Raw genomic sequence first — 19,330 nt, forward strand, 5'->3', positions numbered from 1 at the left:
GGTGGGGACTCCGGGGACGGGGGCGCTCCGGATAGGCTGGGCGGATGACGCGAGCCGAGCAGCCAGCCGAGCAGCCAGTCGTCGTGAGCTACACCCCGGGCTCCGACGCCTCACTTGCCGCAGACTCACGCGAGCGCGCCGTAAGAGCTCTGTTGCGCAACCAGCCGCTCCGGCGGTTGTGGAGCGCACACGTCGTCGGCAGCGTCGGCGACGCGCTCGCCCTGCTCGTCCTCCTTCTGCTGGCGCTTCAGGCGTCCGTCTCCGAGGGGGCGTTCGGCGGAGGGTACCGGGGAGCGGCGTTCGCCGTCGCCGCGGTGTTCGGTGCGCGGATACTGGCCACTTTGCTCTTCGGAGCCGTACTCCTCGGGCCGCTCACCAGCCTCACCGCGCCGTCCGGCCCGCTCGACCGCCGCTGGACCATGATCGGTGCGGACGGTGTACGGGTCGGGCTGCTGGTCGTCGCACCGCTGTGGATCGACTGGACGCCGGACAAGGCCCTCGCGTTCCTGCTGGGCACGGTGTTCGTCGCCGGGGTCGCCGAGCGGTTCTGGTCGGCAGCGAGGGAGAGCGCGGCCCCCGCGCTGCTTCCCCCGCCGCCGCTGGAGGGCGCCGCCGTGCGCCCCCTGCCGGACCATCTCGACGCACTCCGGCGCCTCTCCCTGCGCACGGCATTTCTCGCCATTCCCGCCGCGGCCGCCGCGCTGCTCGTCGCCGCCCTGATCGGCAATCTGCTCGGGACCGGTGTCGAGTGGTTCTCGCTGCACCAGGCGGCCCTCGGCGCGTACGTCGCGGCCGGCCTCTTCGCCGCCTCCGTCTCCGTCCTGTCCGTCATCGAACTGCCGGACACCCAGACGCCCCGTCTCCGCTCCCCCCTCGAGGGGCTGCGGCGGCCGTCGACCGGAAACGGTCCCGACAAGGGCCGTACCGGCGCCGTGCCGTTGCTCGTCGTCGCCTGCGCCACCGTCGCCGGAGCCATCGCCTCCGCCGCGGCCGTCGCCGTTCTGCACGCCCCCGACCTCGGCGGTGGCCCCCTCACCTTCGCGCTGCTGATCCTGACGCTGATCGGCGGCACGGCCCTCGGGATCCGTGCGGCCGGTTCCGTACTCCCCGCCCTCTCCCGCCGCCGCCTCCTCGCGCTCGCGATCGCCGTCACCGGCATCGCGCTGCTCGCGATGGGTCTGGTTCCGGACACGGCGACCGTGCTGTTCATCGCGCTGCTCGCAGGCCTCGCCGCCGGAGTCGCCGCGAACACCGGACACGCGCTGACCGACCTGGAGACCGAGGAGTTCCGGCGCCCCCGGATCACCGCACACCTCCAGGCCGTCGTCCGTGTCGCGATCGCCCTCGGCGTGCTCGCCGCGCCGCTGCTCGCCGCCGCGATCGGGCCGCACCGGCTCGCCGGCGGCGACTTCGTCTTCGCGCACGGCGGCGCCGCGTTCACGCTGATGCTGGTGGGCGCCCTGCTGCTGCCCGTCGCGGCCCTCGTCCTGGCGAAGACCGACGACCGTTCCGGTGTGCCGCTGCGCCGCGACCTGCGGGACGCGCTGCGCGGCGCCGACCCGGCCCAGGCACCGAGCGCGACCGGGTTCTTCATCGCCCTGGAGGGCGGCGACGGCGCCGGCAAGTCCACCCAGGTCGCGGCGCTCGCCGAGTGGATCCGGGCCAAGGGCCACGAGGTGGTCGTCACCCGCGAGCCGGGCGCGACGCCCATCGGCAAGCGGCTGCGCTCGATCCTGCTGGATGTGTCGAGCGCGGGGCTGTCCGACCGCGCCGAGGCACTGCTGTACGCGGCGGACCGCGCCGAGCACGTGGACTCGCTGGTCCGTCCGGCACTGGAGCGCGGCGCGATCGTCATCTCCGACCGGTACCTCGACTCGTCCGTGGCCTACCAGGGCGCGGGCCGCGACATGTCCCCGACGGAGATCGCCCGTATTTCCCGGTGGGCGACGGACGGACTCGTTCCGCATCTGACCGTGCTGCTCGACGTCTCGCCGGACACCGCGCGGGAACGCTTCACGGAGGCGCCGGACCGGCTGGAGTCGGAGCCGCCCGAGTTCCACGCGCGCGTGCGGGCCGGTTTCCTGGCCCTCGCGGCCTCGGACCCGAGCCGCTACCTCGTCGTGGACGCCGGCCAGGACCCCGAATCGGTCACCACCGTCGTACGCCACCGGCTCGACCAGGTGCTCCCCCTGTCCGAGGCCGAGGTCAAGGCCCAGGAGGAGGCGCGCAAGGCCGCCGAGGCGGAGGCCAGGCGCAAGGCAGAGGAAGAGGCCGCGCGCAAGGCGGAGGAGGAGCGTCTGGAGCGCGAGCGCCAGGCCCAGCTCGCCAAGCTCCGCGCCGAGGAGGAGGAGCGCAAGCGCCGCGAGGAGGAGGAGGCGCGCCGGCGCGAGGCCGAGCGGCAGGCGGAGGAGGCCCGCAGGCGCGCCGAAGAGGCGCGGCAGGCGGCCGAGGAGGAGCGCCGCCGGCGCGAGGCCGAGGAGAAGGCGCGCCGCGCGGAAGACGAGCGGCGCAGGAAGCAGGCCGAGGAGGAGGCCCGTCTCCGGGCCGAGGCCGAGGAGCGGCGCCGGGAGAAGCAGCGCAAGGCGGAAGAGGCACTGCTGCGGGCCGAGGAGGCGCGCCGACTGGCTGAGGCTGCTGCGGCGGCCTCGGCGGCGGAAGTGGCAGCCGAGGCGGAGGCGGCGGCCGGGGTTGCGGAGGTCTCCCCGAACGACCTCACGGTCCCGACGCCGATCGTCCAGCCGGACGAGGTGACGCAGACGGTGCCGACGCCGGTGGTGCCGGCGGAGGCGGTCGACGAGACGGCGGTACTTCCTCCGGTACGGGACGGGGGTGGCGCCGATCCGCGTACTGCTGACCCGCGTAAGGCTGACCTGCGTAAGCCTGACGCGCGGGGGGCCGACCCCCGAGCCGGCGACCGGCACGGCACGGACGCGCGGGGTACTGGCTCGCGGGGCGCCGGCTCGGGTGCCGCCGACTCGCGTGCCGCGGATGAGACGGCTGTGCTGCCTCCGGTGCGGGACGCGCGTGCCGCGGATGAGACGGCTGTGCTGCCTCCGGTGCGGGACGTGCGTGCCGCCGACGAGACGGCCGTGCTGCCTCCCGTACGGGACGCCGATCCGGCCGACCGGGTCCCGCCGGGGATCTTCCGGGACGACAACGCGGGCCAGACCCGGACTCCCGGCCCGAACGACCGCACGGCCGAGCTGCCCCAGGTCGATGAGCAGGGCCGTCCGAGGCGCCGCTGGGACTGGGCCGAGGAGACTCCGCTGGACGACCTGCCGTCGCTCGCGGACGAGCTGCTCGGGCCGCACGACGAGGACGAGGGCCGGCGGCGCGGTCGCTGAGCCGACGGGGTCGGCCGGGCCGAAGCCGGGCTCGTCTGGCCGACGGCCGGGCGGGGCTCGGCTGCGCGGGGCCGGCCCGAAGCCGCCGTCGGACAGGCCCCAGCACCCCGGCTGGGACCGAAACCCTCGGCCGGGACCGATGCCCACCCCCGGCCTGGACCGGCCCGAAGCCCCTTCGGACCGGGCTGCCACGCCGCCGTCGGACCGGGTTGTCAGTGCGGTGCCCCACAATGGATCCGTACCTGAGGAGGGGCAGACATGGCCGTATGGGACGACCTCGTGGGGCAGGAGCGGGTCCAGGAGCAGCTCGCTGCCGCCGCTCGGGACGCCGACGCCCTCGTCACCGCCCACGCGTCGGACACGGCCCCGCCCGACGCGTCCCGGATGACGCACGCATGGCTGTTCACCGGCCCGCCCGGTTCGGGCCGCGCGACCGCCGCGCGCGCGTTCGCCGCCGCACTGCAGTGTGTGAGTCCCGACCGCGCGCTCGGCGGTGAGCCGGGCTGCGGCTTCTGTGACGGCTGCCACACCAGCCTCATCGGTACGCATGCCGATGTGGAGGTCGTGCGTACCGACCTGCTCTCCATCGGCGTGAAGGAGACCCGCGATCTCGTCCGCCGCGCCCAACTGTCGCCCGCGGTCGGCCGCTGGCAGGTCATCGTGCTGGAGGATGCCGACCGGCTCACCGAAGGCGCGGGCAATGTGCTGCTGAAGGCGATCGAGGAGCCCGCGCCCCGCACGGTCTGGATGCTGTGCGCGCCCTCGCTCGAGGACGTGCTGCCCACCATCCGCTCGCGCTGCCGCCTGCTCACCCTGCGGACACCCCCGGTGGCGGCCGTCGCCGATGTGCTCGTACGGCGCGACGGCATCGAGCCGGAGATCGCGGCCGCCGCCGCACGCGCCACCCAGGGCCACATCGACCGGGCCCGGCGCCTCGCCACCGACGAACGGACCCGCGCGCGCCGGGCCACCGTCATGAAGCTGCCCCTGCGGGTGGACGACATCGGTGGCTGTCTCAAGGCGGCCCAGGAGCTGATCGACGCGGCGGGCGACGACGCCAAGCAGGTCGCCGAGGAGACCGACGTCAAGGAGACGGAGGACCTGAAGGCCGCGCTGGGCGGTGGGCAGGGCGGCCGGATGCCGCGGGGCACCGCCGGGGCCATGAAGGAGCTCGAGGAGCGCCAGAAGCGCCGAAGGACCCGCACGCAGCGCGACAGCCTCGATCTCGCGCTCACTGATCTGACCTGCTTCTACCGCGATGTCCTGGCGCTCCAGATGCGGGCGCGCACCGAGCTCGCCAACGAGGACGTCCGGGACTCCCTCGAGCGGATCGCCCGGGCCTCGACGCCGGAACGCACGCTGCGCCGGATAGAGGCGGTGATCGCCTGCCGGCAGGCGCTGGACCGTAATGTGGCCCCGCTGCTCGCCGTGGAGGCCATGACGATGGCGCTGAGGGAGGGCTGACGTCCGGGCCCGGCCTCCGCGGGCTTGTCACCCGTACGGGCAGGAAGCGGCGCTATGTGTCACCATCCGGCTACGCTCCGCATATGGCTTATACGCACTCCAGGCGTTTCCTCCGTGGCTCCGCGATCGCCCTGGCGGCCACCGGCCTCGTCCTCTCGGGCTGTTCGGGCGGAAGCGCGGCCGCTCCAGGGGCGACAAACGGTCCCGGGGCCCCGGCCGTGACACCGAAGGTGGTCGTCGGAGACCTCACGGCGTACTACGCGCAGCGTCTGACCTGGCGCGCCTGCGGAACCCCCGGCTTCGAGTGCGCCACCCTGCGGGCCCCGCTCGATTACGTGAAGCCCGACGCCGGCGAGGTGAAACTGGCCGTGTCCCGGGCAAAGGCCACCGGACCCGGCAAGCGCCTCGGGTCGCTGGTGGTCAATCCGGGCGGTCCGGGAGGCTCGGCCGTCGGATACCTGGAGGGGTACGCCGGGATCGGCTATCCGGCGCCGGTCCGCGCCCGCTACGACGTGGTCGCCGTCGACCCGCGCGGGGTCGCCCGCAGCGAGCCCGTCGAGTGCCTCGACGGCCCGCGCATGGACGCGTACACGCAGGTCGACACGACCCCCGACAACCCGGGCGAGACCGCCCGCCTCGCCGCGTCCTTCAAGGGCTTCGCTGCGGGCTGCAAGGCGCGTTCGGGGAGGGTCCTGCCGCACGTCTCCACCGTCTCGGCCGCCCGCGACATGGACATCCTGCGCGCGGCGCTCGGCGACCAGAAGCTGTCGTACATCGGGGCGTCGTACGGCACGTTCCTCGGAGCGACCTACGCCGAACTGTTCCCCAAGCGCACCGGACGGCTCGTGCTCGACGGGGCGATGGACCCCTCACTGCCCGCCGTCGACCTCAACCGCGAGCAGACGGCGGGCTTCGAGACCGCCTTCCGCTCCTTCGCCGCGGACTGCGTCAAGAAGCCCGAGTGCCCGCTCGGTACGGAATCGGTCGCCGCGGCCTCCGCCCGCCTCAAGGCCTTCTTCGCGGAACTCGATGCCAAGCCGGTGCCGACCGGGGAGACCCGGTCCCTGGGCGAGTCCCTCGCGACGACCGGGGTCATGACCGCGATGTACGACGAGCGCGCCTGGCCCCAGCTGCGCGAGGCGCTGACGCGGGCGATGGGAGGCGAGGGGTCCGAGCTGCTCGCCCTCTCGGACAGCTACTACGAGCGGGAGGGCGACGGTTCGTACTCGAACCTGATGTACGCCAACGCCGCCGTGAACTGCCTGGACCTGCCCCCCTCCTTCACCGGCCCCGACGCCGTGACACGGGCCCTGCCCTCCTTCGAGAAGGCCTCCCCGGTCTTCGGCAAGGGCCTCGCGTGGGCGGCGCTGAACTGCGCGTACTGGCCGGCGAAGCCCACCGGCGCCCCGCACCGCATCGAGGCGAAGGGCGCGGCCCCGATCCTGGTGGTCGGCACGACGAGGGATCCGGCGACCCCGTACAAGTGGGCCAAGTCCCTCGCGGGCCAGCTGTCCACGGGGACGCTGCTGACGTACGAGGGTGACGGGCACACGGCGTACGGCCGCGGCAGCGACTGCATCGACTCGGCGATCAACCGCTACCTGCTGGAGGGCACGGTCCCGGCCGACGGCACCCGCTGCCGCTGAACCCGGCCCGGCCTGGCGCCGCGCGGAACCGCCCGAGCCCGCTCCTGCGCCGGGCGGCCCGGCCGCGGCGCCCGCCGGAGCCGGTGCGGGCGCCCGGGCCCGGGGTCGGCCGGGGGACAATCGGGGGTGTGCGAGGCACCCGTTTTCACTGTGTAGACTTGGCGTCGCTGCTGCACCCACCACGGGATTAGCACGGCATGCCGCCTTAGCTCAGTTGGCCAGAGCAACGCACTCGTAATGCGTAGGTCTCGGGTTCGAATCCCGAAGGCGGCCCTGTAGAAGCCCCAGGACTCACTCGCCGTGACCTGGGGCTTTTGCCTTTCTTTGACCGAGGAAGGCTCCTCCGAGTTGATCTCGGAGGGGCCTTCCTGGTCGTCTGCGTGAGTGAATGGGAACGCCCTGGGAACGTGACCGTCCGGCGGAGTCCTGGTCGGGAACATCCTGGGCGTCGTCGCTGTGTCCGCTGCCCTGCTCCTCCTCCTGCTCTTCTTCTGTCGCGCTCTCAGAGTGGGCATCGAGGAGCCGCGGTCCAACGTATTGTGCAGATGGCGGATGGCCGCTCCGTACAGCCGGCCGCCGCCCGCTGCCGGTCTGCATCGCGGAACGCATCCATGGCGGCCAGGTCATCACCGTTCGGCGGTTACCTGAGCCGTTCACCTTGGAGGCTGACCGGCTGCCGGGGAGTCGGCGTTACATGGCGCCCGAAGAATTCACCAAGGGCTCGACCGTCGACATCCGAACGACCGTGCACGCGCTGGGACGGGCTATCCGTCTACTGCTGGATGCAGGTGATGAAGAACGGCAATGGCGCGGCTCGTCGGCGCAACTGGCAGTCATTGAATGTGTCACCGCCATCAACCCGGCTCACCGCTTCCGCTCAGTAGAGACTCTGGTCAAGGCATGGCGTGGCACTACCAGCATGCCCACGTTGATCTCTCTGCTCCCGGGGCGTGTGAAACGGCGGTTGCTCGTGGTCGGTGGCCCCAGAGCTCGTATCGAATCGATCAATGGCCGCGGGAGGCTACGGGCAACAGCCTGTCTACAGCGAGGAGCAGTTCGGCCTTGCGACCGGTTCAGCGCTTGGCCCTATTGAAGGTGTGCCTGCGATGCGATGTCCACGACGGCCGTGCTGTCGAGCGTGGTGATCGCGCAGGAGGGGACTCCGTCATGCAGCAGGCTGTCCGGCAGCACCTCGTCACCGACCAGTGTGCGAAGCAGGTCCACGGTGACACCACCGTGTGTGACAACCGCGACCGGCCGTGGTTCGCCAGCCAGGTCGGTCAAGCACGCGAGGAATCGGTCACCGGCCCGACGCGAGGAGGTTCCGGACCGGGGAACGTAGTCCCGGTCCCGGACCGTTGCAGCCCAGTCAGCGAGAAAGTCGGCGATGGGTTCGTCATCAGCCCAGTTCATCCGCTCCCGCAGTCGGGCATCCTCCTGAACCGGCAGTCCGCACGAGTCCGCGATGAACTGCGCCGTCTCACGGGCACGCCGTAGCGGGCTGCTCAGCACCGAACCGATCCCAACGTGCTGCAGCCACTCCGCTGTTCGAGCCGCTTGCTGACGACCAAGGATAGTCAGGCCCGGGTCCCCGAGTTGTCGTTCCTTCTCCGCATGCTGCACTAAGTAGAAGATGGTCACAACCGAGGGTGATGCACCGTTCGTGGCAGGCGCCACCCGAAATTTCGGCAGCACTACTCTGGATTCATTACGTTGAGTAACGACGAGTGCGAACTCCTGTCCCGGGTCGACCAGTCCAAATACCCCGGTCGCGATGTCCGACCGGACATGCCCGGAGGGTAGTGACGCGAATCGTCGACTCGCCCGTGATTTCCGCCTGCGCGACGGATTTCTCATACGACACGCAGTCCGAAAGGGCTGCTTCGCCGTCGTACGGGACCGTCTAATCTGCGGAACATGATTCGTGCGGTTGTATTCGACGTGGGCGAGTGTCTTGTTGACGAGACCCGGGAGTACGGGACGTGGGCGGACTGGTTGGGAGTACCGCGGCACACCTTTGCTGCGATGTTCGGGGCAGTCATCGCGCAGGGACGCGACTACAGGGAGACGTTCCAGGAGTTCCGGCCCGGGTTCGACCTGGCTGAGGAGCGAGAGAAGCGCGCGGCTGCCGGGAAGCCGGAGTGGTTCGGTGAGGAAGACCTGTACCAGGATGTTCCGCCCACGCTGTCTTCTCTGCGGGAGGCGGGGCTCTGGGTGGGCATCGCCGGGAACCAGACCGTTCGGGGCTGGCGGCCTGCTGCGGGGGCTGGACCTTCCCTCCGACTTGATCGCCACCAGTGACGACTGGGGGGCATCGAAGCCAGACGTGAAGTTCTTCGAGCACGTCATCGGGGCGACACCTGCCGAGCCGGGCGAGATTCTCTACGTCGGCGACCGGCTCGACAACGACATCCGCCCGGCCGTACAGGCGGGGCTGCTGACTGCCCTCATCCGGCGTGGCCCCTGGGGATCCAGCAGCGCGATCCGGACGCGAATGCGATCACGACGATGCGCATCGACTCGCTTGCGGAGCTGCCGGAGAAGATTGCCAAGTTCAACGCTGAAGGGCGCTGACCGTCGTGCCCCAGACATAGACACGATCATCGAGGGTCCGGACGCACTGTTCGTTCTGCCAGGGGGCGAGTGTGCGCCGCACCTCGCGGAGGCGGAGGCCGCAACGCGGCTATGGAGCAGGCATGGGAGGCGTGCGATGCCCCTCCGAAGCCATGCCAGCTGACCCAGCACCGTACGTCGTCATGCTGGCCCTCCTGCGCTACCACTCCCCGGACCGTGACCCGGTGTGGCGAGCGACCGTGCGAGAGGTGTGGGAGCAGGTCGAGCAGTGCGACCGGTGGAACCGGGAGGCGCACCACCAACTCCTCGTGCAGGCTGGCCCCCTGTGCGTTGAGAGCTCTCTACTTCATCAAGGCCACCCCAGCCGGTACTCCCCGTCTGCCGTGGCCATTGGACGAGCCCCCGCCTTGTTGGGAGACATTGGGATGCACGAGATCGAGGACGAACGCGCGGCACTCCACGCGGCGCGGGCAGCGGGACTGAGCACTGACGGGATGCGGCTCGTGTCCAGCTCCTCCCGGCTGGTCTGGCACGCCCCGGACGCGAACGCCGCGATCACGGTGACCAGGCCCGGAACCAAGAACCTGGAGCAGGTGACCCACGAAACCCGCGCGATCGGCGCGTTCGCGGATGCCGGTGTCCGGACCCCAAGGTTGTTGTCCGGGCCCATGCGGGTGCCAGGTCAGCGGTTCGCCTTCGTGACCGAGTGGGTGGACCACGCGCCACCCCTCTCCCGTGAACGTGCCTGGACCTTGATTGCCGAGCAGGCGTCGTTGGTCGCCGAAGCCGCTGTTGAGGGCATCCAGCCGATCCACATGCCCGAGATTGCCCAGTCAGGATGGCGCGAGCTCTTGGGCCCCGACGCGGGCGGGCGGTTCTCCGCCCGTTGGGAAGACGCCCGGTCGGCTCTCACCGAGCGACGGGCGTGGAGCCGACGAGTAGTCGCTCACGACGACCTGCATCCAGGCAACGCCCTGATCGACACCTCAGAGCGTTGCTGGCTCGTGGACCTGGAGTACGTCTGTGTCGCCCCGCCCGAATGGGACCTCGCCGCGCTATTGGTCCTGCATCGGCGCTTCGGTGACCCGAAGAACGTGGACGACCTCCTCGCCTACTGGCCATCCCACGACCCAGCCCGCCTCGCCGCCTGTGTCACGGCCCGCGAGGTCCTCGTGGTCGGCCGGCTGCTGCTGATGAGAACCCCGAATGCCATCGCCGAGGGCCGAAGGCGTGCGCGAGGCCTGTTCGGCGACGGCCCGCCATGGCGACACCTACCCCCACTCCCCTCAACACCGGCGTGTCGACCAGTCAGTCCTGCTCGTCCGAGAACGACCGGGGAGCCCAGGTGCCAGCCACGTTCCTGACCAGTAGGACCGTCGCCGGCTGTCGATCGTCGCGGACGCCTTCAGGGCTCGTGCCGGCCCATACGAGGTGGACCCGGACCGCGTCGGACCGGACGTCGTAACGTTCGGCAACGCCTGCCCGTACACGGCATTCACGCCAGCGTTCTGTGGGGGGCAGGCCCTTGAAGTACTCCGGGAACGCGTTCCTGCCCTCACCGGTGACATCGGCGAGCAGAACCTTTCCGGCGAGTTCCACGAGTCGCCTTTCGAGGGTGGGCGGGATGCTCGCCCTTCTGCTCTGATCCAGTGCCTTCTGCAGAACGGCGTCACTGACATCGCCGGCGAGCGGGTCGGCGTCTCGCGCGGTGGTGGGCGTCGGCGCGGACAACGCCGGCGTTGGGCTGACCGGAGACGACGGCTGGACGGACTGGGTCGGCGGGGCCGGGGAATGTGCCGGAGGCCCCGCCGCGGGCGGCGGGGCACCGTTGGGCTGTGGCCAGAGCAGCACGACTCCGATCACCGAGAGGACGGCGGACATGGCCAGCATGACGACGCCCGAACGCTCCGCGCTGTTCATTCCAGGTGTCCAATGCTGTCGAGGCTGTTCATGCGCACCGCGGACTCCGTGACCACTTCTCCTGGCCGGGGAGCCTCGATCTGCTTGTTCTGGCCGAGATAGATGGACACATGGAAGAGCCCGCTCCCACTTCCCGGGTTGTCGGAGAAGAAGAGCAGGTCGCCTGGCTGCGCTCCGGCCAGGCTTCTGGCCTTGGTGGTAATCCGGACCTTGCCGCTGTCGTGCTGCGCCTGCGCCGTGGTGCCGATCTTGAGGCCGACCTGCGCGTACGCGTACTCGGTCAGGCCCGAGCAGTCGAACCCGAAGACCCTGCGTCCGTCCTGTCCGCCTGGCGAACAACAGATGCCGTAGGAGGGACCGTCCGCGTCCCCGCCGCCCCAGGAGTAGTCGGCTCCCTTGTGCTTCCGGGCTGCCTCGATGATCTTCTTGGCCTTGTCCGAGGCTTCGATGGGGCCGGAAATGTCGCCGAGCGCGTCGTATTCGGCCTTGGCCGCCAGGACGTCGGCGACGTACTGCTCGGAGTGGTTGTAACGGAAGACGGCGTCGTGCTCGGTCTCCTTGTCGCCGAAGTCCACCTCACCGGTGCCGCAGAGGTACGCGGCGGTGGTCAGCGCCGAGTCGAAGACGTTCTGCGGATCGGTGTCGCCGTCGTCGTCACCGTCCTGGGCGACGCTCTCCCAGGTCTCAGGAATGAACTGGGTGGGTCCGACGGCGCGGTCGTACACGGTGTCCTGGTCGTACTTGCCGTCGTCGGTGTCGTAGATGAGCGCGGTGCCCTCGCGGCCGTTCAGCGGAATGCCGATGACCGGGGGCGTGACGTTGCCGTAATCCTTGCCGTGCTTGTCGATGACCTTTCTGCCGGCGTACGTGCCGTGATGCGACTCGATCTTCCCGATGCCGGCCAGCAGCGTCCACCTGAGATTCTTGCACTTGGGGCGGACTTCCCTGATCTTGATTTCGGCCGCCAGGTACGCCTCACAGGTCGGTTTGGGGATGCCCGCCACTTTCTCGCAGCTGACCTCCACGGGGACCTGTTGCTGGCCCTTCTGACCGCCGGGCAGCAGATTCGACGCCATGGCGACCCCGAGTATGAGGAAGGCCCAGGGAAGGACGGTGAGGATCGCGAGCGCGATGAGCAGCTTCTTCGCGCCGCTCATCGGCTCGTTCTCTTCGGCTGCGGTCACCTGCCGCGACCTCCACCGGGCCCTCCGCGACGGTTGGCTCCGCTGCCTCCGGTGCCTCTGGGCCCTCCGGTGGACGAGCGGCGCCGGTTCTGCTGCTGCGTCCGCCTGCCGTTCACGGCCCGGTTCAACCGCTGTGAGTCACTGCGCGCCTGGCTCCTGGCGTCGCGCACCCGCCTGGAGGCGTCCTGCTGGGGGGCGTTGCGGGGACGACGTGCGGCGGCCCGCGACTCCCTCTCGAGGTTGCGCCGCTCCGCCCCGACCGCGTTCCTGAACCGGCTGCGGGTGATGGGCGCCTCGTTCTTGAGGTAGCGGCCGGTGCGCGCGGTGGCGAGCGCACCACGTCCGACGCGGTTCTTCTCCAGACGCTTCTTCGCGGCGTTCTTCAGCCGGTTCTTCAGGGCCGTCTTGGCGGTTGCCTGCACCGCGGCGGTCGTACCTCCGGTTCCCACGGCCGCGGCCACCTGGGTGCCGAACTTGACGGCGCCCTGAACTCGTTGCTTGAGGTTCCTCTTCGGCTTGCCGCCCTGGCCGGCACCGGCACCACCGCCACCGCCGGCTCCACCGCCTGCGCCGCCGCCGCTCTTGGGCTTGCCGACCCACAGGTCGCGGGCCTTGCGGCCCACGCTGCTGAGCGTCGACGCGTCGCTCTTGAGCTGGTCAAGGCCCTTGGGACCGGCCGACGCGGCGCCGCTGAAGACCGACGCCCCTCCGCCACCGGTGTTCGCGTTCAGCCGATCGCCGAGATTCTTGGAGATGGTCTTGGCAGCGGCTGTGACCTTCTTGCGGAAGACCAGGAAACCCACGGCCAGGAAGTCGATCGTAAGGAACTTGACCGTCATGACCTCGCCGGTGTCCGCGTTCAGTACGGCGATCACCATGACGAGGAAGAACGTCAAGAACATCACGGAAAGGAAGATCGCGAGAACGACTCTGAAGACCCCCGAGACCCAGTTCCACATGGCCGTCCGGCCGCCGCCTGGCAAGATGCCGGCAACCAGCGCTGGTTGTGCCCGAATGACCTCGATGGCCATCCACACCTGGGAGATGAGGAATGTGAGGGAGACGCCGAAGACAAGGAGTACGACGATGAGCGCGGCGAGTGCGATGAACCAGACGCTGAGGAGGTTGTCCAGAGAGGCGGACAACTGCTGGTCGTCCATGGGGGCTTCACCCCCGCAGACGGATTTGACCTCCGCGTCGGCCGGAACGACGTACTGCTTCCAGGCCGCGTGCTCTGTCGCCTTCTTCTTGAGTTCCTCGACTGCCGCCTTCTGCTTGTCGTTGATCACCGTGTAGATGGCCCATGGGTTGCCGGTGGCCAGCAGCAGGTTGTCCTTCAGCCCCTCGAGCGAGAAGGCGTCACTGAAGGCGTCGCCGAGTCTGTCCCAGAAGTCCTTGTCCTGCTCGGCCTGGATGATCCTCGGCATGACCATGCGGTTGAAGTTGTACCGGGCGAGGACGGCCTTGCCGTAGGCGGCGTTGCACTGACCGTCGATGGCTCTGCCGGTGTAGAGGACCCAGACGGGACGCTGGATGAACGCGTCGACCAGGCCGTCGGTGATGGGCCGGCTGACCGCGTCCGCCTCGTTGTCGCCCTTCTGCTGGCCGGAGCAGGTGGTGTCCGGGTTCTTCTTCTGGCTGCCGGCCGGAGGCTCCTTGCACATGTCCTCGAGGACCACGTCGGCGAGAGCCAGCGAAAACTGTTTGGTCGTGCCCAGCACACCCGAGTCGTCGGCATTGCCGATCAGCGTGGCGCCGGGATTCGCCAGCGTCACCGTGGCGATGGAGGCGATGACCAGGGACATGGCGATCTCGCTCCAGCCCTTGGACCGCCGTTTGAACAGAATGTGATATCCGCCCCACAGTGCGACGATCGTCAGGAAGAGCCCTGGAAGCCCCAATTTGTCGATCACCTGGGCCTTGATGCTGGCGGCGACGTCGGACACCGGGTCGAGCAGTGTCTTGGCCAGGCCGAAGTCCAGAGCCCAGTCCACCAGCCAGCAGGCGAAGCCGATCACGACCTTCGTGACCATGAAGCCGACACCAATGAGGAAGGCGATGATCTTACTGATCACATCGAGCGTGCCGCCCTGGTCGACGTTCAGACCATAGGCGCTGATCGGTACGCCGTTCCTGTCGACTACCTCGAAGATGCCGAGCACCTTGCCCGCGTCCTTGGGCGGCGGCGGCGGCTCGCAATAGAGGTTCGGCACCGCTTCGTTGGGCTTGCACAGGTCGCCGTCCGCCCATGCGTGCTGTCCCAGCAACAGCGTGACCACGAGAGGCAACGCCACCAGGACCAGCAGGCGCAACCAGAAGCGGGGGTGCTGGACCACCCCCGGGAGAGCGGTCATATCGTCGCCACCTCGTCCTCCTCGACCGCTTCCACCGGCTCGTCGAGCGTGGCCCGGCCAGGAGTGGTGTGGATCGCCTCGGCGGCCGCCTCGTCGGCGGGAATGAGTACCTTCATGCCGCCGATTCGCTTCTTCAGGTCGTAGTAGAGGCATTCACCGGCCCGCAGCAGCCGTTCATCCTCCGAGACGTTGATCGGCGACAGGTTCTCGGTCACCAGCTTGACCAGCTGCGAGTCGGTGCCGTCCAGGCCGAGGAACTCGAGTCCTCGCGCCGCCAGTTGCTTGTTGCGGTGCCGGAAGAGGAAGCGGTGCGAGACGAGACCACGGATCTTCTCCCCGTACTCGGAGTTGGCCGGACCGACGTCGTACGGGTCGTGGGAGCCGGCGAACGCCCCACAGCCGTGCTTACGACCGTCATTGATGATCTCGAGCAGGAGTTCGGTGCCCTCGGCCGAAGAGGTCAGCCACCAGCACTCGTCGAGGAAGACCCCGACGAACTCCTCCGGGTCGGCGAAGGCGATCTCCCGGCACAGCGCCGCCACCAGGTACATCAGCCGCCAGCCGAACTTCTTCTCCACCTCGAGGCTGGAGAGCCGATGTCCCTCAAGCTCCGTCTTCTTGGGCAGACCGATGTTCGCGGCCGAGAAGACGATCGTGTCGGCGTCCGAGATCTCCACGATCGGCAGGTCCGGATCGAAGACCACCCGGCCCAGGTCCTTCTTGGCCAGGGAGCGGAGCTTGCGGGACAGTTCGCTGGCCGAGGCTCGGACGTTGTGGTCGTCCGGGTCGCTCGGATCGGGGGTCTGGGCCCGTTCCGTCAGCTTGTCCATGAGAAGGCGCATGCTGGGCTGCGGCGACTTGTGGGTGGCGTCGATGGCGTCGGCGAGGGTGACACCTTCGGTGCTCATCGAGGCGATGTCCAGCAGCGGGGTGAGGAAGGACTCGGTGTAGCGGGCGGCCCGAGGCCCCTTGAAGACGCGCAGCGGATCGAGGGACACCTCGGCGTCTTCGTCCACGGTGATGACCTGGGTCTCGCCGGGGCAGGCACGCGCGAAGCGGGCCCACTCCTGCTGCGGCGTACGGTCGATGGCCAGTGCCCGGCCACGGCTGCGGGCGCGGCCGATGCGGCGACCGGTGGTGAGGATGGAGTACATGGCCGTCTTCATGGCCACCGACTTGCCGGAGCCCAGTTCGCCGATGAACACGGCCGAGGCCGAGGCGTTCAATCGCGGGCCCAGGCTGAAGTCGACCAGGACCGGGCGGGCCCCGCCGCCGTTCAGCTGGAGCCCGTACAGCGATCCGCCGTCGTCACCGAGTGCCTGACCGCAGAAGGGAAGTGCCATGGCGAAGTCCCTGGCCAGGAGGTACTGCGCGTAGTCGTTCATGACCCGGGGCGTAGTAGTGCCGGGCAGCATGCTGTGGAAGAGGGGTGTCTGCTCGCCGATCGGACGGACCAGGGTGTACTCGTTGCCGCCGAAGTGGTTGATCAGCGCCGACGCCTTCTCCTCGGTCTCCTCCGGGGTCGCGCCCCAGACGCACGTGACCACGCTCGCCCGGATCTCCACCTCGGTGGACGACGAGGTCAGACGTGACCGGTACTCGTCCAGGGCGGCGCCGGCCTTGTCCAGGCTGGCCGGGACACCGGCGGTCTCTCCGTCGTACTCCCCTCGCTGGTGGGCCAGTTCGCGGGCCTGCCGACGGGACTTGGGTTCGGCCTTGGAACCGGGCTCGATGTTCAGCCGCACGGCCCAGTCCACGGGGAAGCCGAAGTCGTCCAGAGCGGCCAGGTATTCGCTGCCCGGAAAGGCGAACGAGTCCGGCATCTCGGCCAGGATGGAGAAGGCCTGGTAACTGTCGCCGAACTCGGTCGTCGACTTCACGTACCGGTGGCGGAACGGGTTGACGGGCACGCCGCGGCGCTCCTCGATGCCATCACCGCGCCCGCCCTCGTCCAGAATCACCTCCGAGTAGGCAGCCACGGCGCGACCGCGTCCGACCACGCCCCTCGGCTCGTCCTGTTCGGGCAGAAGCGGTTCAGCCGTTCCCCGCCGGGCGCAGTGCCCGTAGATCCACAGGATTTCCCCCTCGGTCGCCGGGCGCAGCCGCACCGCGGACGGCCAGGTGGCCGCGAGGTGCCGTGCCTGCTCGATGCGCCGCTCTTCCTCGGCTTTGCCGATCGGAGTGGTGGGCAGGCCGAAGGCGCTCATCACCTCGTATTGCGCCGAGGAGAGCACCGACTTGGTGGCCTGCTTGAAGTCCGTGTGCCTCATGGGAACGGCGAGGAAGTCGACGCGTCCGGAGAGTTCCATCTCCTCCAGTTCGTCCAGAACACGCAGGGAGAGGTCCACGTACTCGGGGGAGGCGTCCAGGTCGATGCCCGCCGTCATGCGCGTGACGATGCTCGCGGCATCCACCTGCGGGCAGAGGCTGAGCAGCAGGGCCTCGCCCTTGATCGACTTGAACAGCGATTCCAGGGCGTTGAGCCGCTCGCGCTTGGCGGCCCGGGAGGCGTGGCTGTAGTTGTCGGAGTCGACCCGCCACACAGCCCACACCGTCGCGTTGGTGGTCCAGATCAGATTGCCGCTGATGTGGCGCACGGGAAGGCGCATGGCAGTTCGTCCATCCTTCGGTTCAGGGCGGGTTAGTTCCGCTCTGCTTCGTCAAGCAGTTCCTGGAGGCGGGTGCGGGGCCGGGCCGCGGGGGCCGGCCGGTCCGTGGACCGGCCCGCGAGCTGTTCTGCGGGACGCAGGGTGGGCGGCGCCGGTGTGACGAGCCGGACCGGCCGGTCTTCGGTGTCCCGAGCCGGCTCCGGCGGCCGCAGCCGAATCGTCACGCGGCCGGTGACCAGCTTGGTCCGGAACGGCCGCTGAGGGCGGCCGGCCAGCCGGCCGCCCGGCGGGGAGGTGCCGTAGACGATCAGCCCGAGCAGCGCCCGCGCGGGGTCACGCCCGTCCATTCGCGCGTACCGCATCAGCCACGCGAGCCCCCAGGGGAACGCGATCAGGATGAACGCGTTCCCCAGCCCGAAGACCGCCCAGAGATCCCGCGTGGTGATCAGCAGGATGAAGACCACCACCATGGTGACGATCTGGGTGATCGTGTACGGGCCGCCCGGGATCCGCCCGCCGCCGGGCAGTTTGCCGATGACGAGGGGGTGCTTGCGGGCCCGCGTGTAGGAATGCCCGACAAGCACCCCCTCGTCGGACGGCGACTTGCTCACAGCAGGTCAGCGCCGTTCAGCTGCTGAGGCAGGGACTGCGGCGGGTCCACGACGAGGACCTGGCCCGGATTTGCCTTGCCGGCGTCGGGCACTTCGCTGTCCACCATGCTGCTGAGGTCGGTGATGTTCTTGACTGCGAAGACGACCACGGCGCCGAGGATCGCCGCCGTAAGCGTGCCTGCCCAGGAACGGGTCTTCCAGTAGGCCAGGACCGTCGCGACGACGGCGAGCACGCCGGCCGCCGTCGTGGCCAGAGTCTGTACGTTGCTGAGTGTTTGGTCGATCCAGGTGAACACCTTGCCGTTGGCGGCCAGTGTGATCATGGCGGGATGGGCGGAGCTCATGTGTAAATCCCCTCGTGTAATGAGCTGTTGGGCGGTCATTCCCCGGCGGAGGCCGACGGGGAAGCTGGGTCCGGCGACTGTGCGGTACTCGGCGCGGCCGAGGCGCTGTCGGGTGTGGGACCGGTCTGGCCGGGCGAGAGAGCGGGCGCGACGTCGAACGCCGCGACCTCCCACCGGCCGTCCCGAGTGCTCAGAGTGAGCGCGTAGTTGAGCGTGTAGTCCTGGCCACCGACCGTGGCGCTCACGGTCGCCAGCACACGGCGCCGCGTGCCGTCCGCAGGGACGGAGGGCGTGTCCGGGGTCTTCGCCTCTTCCTGATCGTCCCGGAGGCCGGTGACAAGGGTCGTGGTGTACGGGGCCGGGACGATCGGCGCGACCTGGAGGCCGGGGGAGACGTAACGGCTGAGTTCCCCCTGACCGGTGAGGTAGGCGGCGATGAAGCGGCTGACCGTGTCGCCCACCGGGCCGTTGAGGCTCGAGTTGGTGTCCGTGCCGTAGTCGAGGTCCCCATGGCTCGCCGAGCTGGGAGCGTTGACCTCGGCGGGCAGCGAGGTCGCTGCGTAGAGTGCCTGGCCGCCACCGGGCTTGGCGGTGCCTCCCGCCGCCGGTGTCCCGGAGACCTGGACTCCGACGCGGAAGTAGTGCACTCCCTTGTCGACGGTCTTGCCCTTGTCGGCCTTCGCCGAGATGCGCGCCGCGACCGTCACTGCCCAGTAGCCGTCGCCCACCTGCTGGGCCGCGACGGTGACCAGATGCGTCGCGGTCCGCGAACCGGGCTCGTTGGCAAGCGTCACGTGCTGCGCGTAGTACGGCTCGAGGGTCTCCTCCGTGCCTTCGCCCGCCGAGAGGTACGTGGCCACGTACAGCTCGGCGAAGCCCGCCGGGCCGGTGGGCGAGGGCGCGGCGGCCTTCGCCGTGTCCGACGCGTGCTGTGCGGGGGCCCGGGAGCCGGCCATGGTCACCGCGAGGAGACCGAGGCCGGGCCCCGCCACGAGCAGAACCCAGATACCGACGGTGGCGAGTCTGGTGAGGCCGGCCATCTTGGCGGTGCTCTGCTGCCAGCCGGTGACCGCCTCGTCCAGTTCACCGCCCTCGTGGATCTCGTCGTGCTCCTGCGGCGCCACCGCGTCCTGGCGCGTCGTCCGGGTGCTCGCGCGGCCCCTGCGTGCCTGGTCCTTCTCCTGCTTCTTGCTCATGAGCTTCCGGTCGCGCTTCATCGCATGCCTCCCTGAGCGATCCACAGCACCGGGCGCCCGAGATCGACGACGCGTTGTCCGCTC

At 69.7% G+C, this 19,330-nt stretch carries 12 protein-coding genes, 1 tRNA gene and 1 pseudogene; 6 read left to right on the forward strand and 8 right to left on the reverse strand.

Features of this window, described 5'->3' with window-relative positions; translation table 11 throughout:
• Nucleotides 1-44 precede the first annotated feature (44 nt).
• The 4 genes from tmk (at nt 45) to ACZ5VC_RS16350 (ending at nt 6,727) form a co-directional block, all read left to right on the forward strand.
• On the forward strand, nt 45-3,344 hold the full coding sequence (tmk, locus tag ACZ5VC_RS16335) for a dTMP kinase (RefSeq protein ID WP_469120687.1): 3,300 nt from the start codon (nt 45-47) through the stop codon (nt 3,342-3,344).
• Nucleotides 3,345-3,602: 258 nt separating this feature from the next.
• Nucleotides 3,603-4,808, forward strand: coding sequence for a DNA polymerase III subunit delta' (locus ACZ5VC_RS16340; RefSeq protein ID WP_469120688.1), 1,206 nt, complete (start codon nt 3,603-3,605; stop codon nt 4,806-4,808).
• Nucleotides 4,809-4,891: 83 nt separating this feature from the next.
• Complete coding sequence (locus tag ACZ5VC_RS16345; RefSeq protein WP_469120689.1) at nt 4,892-6,454, forward strand: alpha/beta hydrolase; 1,563 nt, start codon at nt 4,892-4,894, stop codon at nt 6,452-6,454.
• 199 nt (nt 6,455-6,653) lie between these two features.
• Nucleotides 6,654-6,727, forward strand: a tRNA-Thr gene (locus tag ACZ5VC_RS16350).
• Between the two features lie 813 nt (nt 6,728-7,540).
• Here the strand turns inward: ACZ5VC_RS16350 and ACZ5VC_RS16355 are convergent.
• Entirely contained in the window at nt 7,541-8,095 is a 555-nt protein-coding gene (locus tag ACZ5VC_RS16355; protein ID WP_469120690.1) for a histidine phosphatase family protein, read from the reverse strand.
• Nucleotides 8,096-8,371: 276 nt separating this feature from the next.
• Here ACZ5VC_RS16355 and ACZ5VC_RS16360 point away from each other — a divergent pair.
• Nucleotides 8,372-9,028: pseudogene (locus ACZ5VC_RS16360) on the forward strand (HAD family hydrolase).
• 425 nt (nt 9,029-9,453) lie between these two features.
• Nucleotides 9,454-10,392, forward strand: a complete 939-nt coding sequence (locus ACZ5VC_RS16365; RefSeq protein ID WP_469120691.1) for a phosphotransferase — start codon at nt 9,454-9,456, stop codon at nt 10,390-10,392.
• Here ACZ5VC_RS16365 and ACZ5VC_RS16370 read toward each other — a convergent pair.
• The 7 genes from ACZ5VC_RS16370 to ACZ5VC_RS16400 are packed head-to-tail and all read right to left on the reverse strand — an operon-like array spanning nt 10,337 to nt 19,267.
• Complete coding sequence (locus ACZ5VC_RS16370; RefSeq protein WP_469120692.1) at nt 10,337-10,948, reverse strand: hypothetical protein; 612 nt, start codon at nt 10,946-10,948, stop codon at nt 10,337-10,339. The genes ACZ5VC_RS16365 and ACZ5VC_RS16370 overlap by 56 nt on opposite strands.
• Nucleotides 10,945-12,132 carry a C40 family peptidase gene (locus tag ACZ5VC_RS16375; protein WP_469120693.1) on the reverse strand — a complete coding sequence of 396 codons (1,188 nt, stop codon included), beginning with the start codon at nt 12,130-12,132 and terminating at the stop codon, nt 10,945-10,947. Before ACZ5VC_RS16375 ends, ACZ5VC_RS16370 begins: the two co-directional genes overlap by 4 nt.
• Nucleotides 12,129-14,486: a hypothetical protein gene (locus ACZ5VC_RS16380; RefSeq protein ID WP_469120694.1), complete on the reverse strand. Its 2,358-nt coding sequence runs from the start codon at nt 14,484-14,486 to the stop codon at nt 12,129-12,131. Before ACZ5VC_RS16380 ends, ACZ5VC_RS16375 begins: the two co-directional genes overlap by 4 nt.
• Complete coding sequence (locus tag ACZ5VC_RS16385; RefSeq protein WP_469120695.1) at nt 14,483-17,095, reverse strand: ATP-binding protein; 2,613 nt, start codon at nt 17,093-17,095, stop codon at nt 14,483-14,485. The genes ACZ5VC_RS16380 and ACZ5VC_RS16385 overlap by 4 nt, the downstream gene beginning before the upstream one ends.
• Before the next feature lie 32 nt (nt 17,096-17,127).
• On the reverse strand, nt 17,128-17,706 hold the full coding sequence (locus ACZ5VC_RS16390) for a hypothetical protein (protein WP_469120696.1): 579 nt from the start codon (nt 17,704-17,706) through the stop codon (nt 17,128-17,130).
• Nucleotides 17,703-18,050: a hypothetical protein gene (locus ACZ5VC_RS16395; RefSeq protein ID WP_469120697.1), complete on the reverse strand. Its 348-nt coding sequence runs from the start codon at nt 18,048-18,050 to the stop codon at nt 17,703-17,705. The genes ACZ5VC_RS16390 and ACZ5VC_RS16395 overlap by 4 nt, the downstream gene beginning before the upstream one ends.
• A 35-nt stretch (nt 18,051-18,085) precedes the next feature.
• A complete protein-coding gene (locus ACZ5VC_RS16400; RefSeq protein WP_469120698.1) occupies nt 18,086-19,267 on the reverse strand; it encodes a conjugal transfer protein in 1,182 nt (393 codons plus the stop codon).
• Nucleotides 19,268-19,330 lie beyond the last annotated feature (63 nt).

Source organism: Streptomyces sp. NPDC033174 (genome assembly GCF_055577795.1).